At 68.9% G+C, this 1,301-nt stretch carries 1 protein-coding gene; it reads left to right on the top strand.

Annotation, left to right across the window (positions count from 1 at the left end; all coding sequences use genetic code 11):
• On the top strand, nt 1–1,301 hold a 1,301-nt coding region (locus FS320_RS46865), incomplete at both ends, for an ATP-binding protein (RefSeq protein WP_420846856.1).

The following is a 1,301-nucleotide window of genomic DNA, read 5'->3' as shown; positions in this document are numbered from 1 at the left end:
CTCTTTGTCGAGGAGTTGACGAAGGCGGTGCTGGAAGCGGACGCGCATGACAATGGTGCTATCGGCACTTTGTCCGCAGCCCCACTGCCGGCGCTCGCCATCCCGGCTACGCTGCACGCCTTGCTCATGGCGAGGCTCGACCGGCTCGGCCCGGCCGCGAAGGAGATCGCGCAGATCGGGGCCGCCGTGGGCCGGGAGTTCTCCTATGAGCTGCTGGCGGCCATCGCGCCGCGGAACGCAGTGGAGTTGCAGACTGCGCTGGACCCGCTGGTCGGAGCCGGGCTGCTCTTCCAACGTGGGGTGCCGCCGCAGGCGGCTTACGCCTTCAAGCATGCGCTGGTGCAGGACGCCGCCTACGGCACATTGCTGCGCAGTAAACGGAAGGAGCTGCACGCTCGGATCGCTGCCGTGCTGGAGGCGCAGTTCCCGGACACCATTGAAACCCAGCCGGAACTGCTGGCTCGTCACATCACCGAGGCGGGGCTCGTGGCACCCGCCATCGGGTACTGGCGCCAAGCCGGGACCCGAGCCCGCCGGCGCTCGGCTGAGGTGGAGGCGGCCAGGCATTTTCGCCGGGCGCTTGCGCTGGCCGCGAGCTTGCCTGACACGCGCGAGCGTGATGAGCTGGAGCTTGACCTCTGCATCGAGCTTGGGGGCGCGCTGGTCGCCACGAGCGGTTATGGCGGAGACGAATGCCGCGACCTGTTCGCGCGGGCGCGCGCGCTGTGCGATCGACTCGGCGATGCCACTCCAAAGCTCTTCCCGGTGCTGTATGGCCATTGGGTCTACGAGCACGTGAACGGCCGCCTGACAAACTCGATCGGTCTCGCGGTGCAGTTTCTCGATCAGGCTGAGGGCGGCGCCGACCGGGCGCTTGAGATGATCGGTCACCGGCTGGTCGGGTTTACGCTGCTGGCGCGCGGCCGAGCCGATCTGGCCCTGCCGCACCTGCGTTGCGCACTCACCGCGTACGACCCGACGCGGGATACGCCGCTGGCGTATGTGTATGGCCAGAACCCCAAGGTCGGGGCTCTGATGGGCGCCGGTATGGCGCTCGGCCATCTCGGGTTCCCCGACGAAGCGGCCCGAACGGTGCGCCAGGGCCTGGACGAGGCGCGAATGCTTGCCCACTCGAATACGCTCGCCTGGGCGCTGTTCCACGCCAGCCTTTTCCACTTGCTCCGGCGCGACCTCGTCCCCGCGGAAGGGCTGGCCGGCGAACTGATCGCGATTGCACGGGAGCAGGGTGCGCTCTTCTGGGCCACGAGGGGGCGCGCCATACTGAGCTGCGCCCGCGCCGG

Source organism: Microvirga tunisiensis (assembly GCF_009296175.1).
Lineage (GTDB): Bacteria > Pseudomonadota > Alphaproteobacteria > Rhizobiales > Beijerinckiaceae > Microvirga > Microvirga tunisiensis.
Note: the sequence above shows the minus strand (reverse complement) of the source record. Positions and strands in the feature narration are given on the sequence as shown.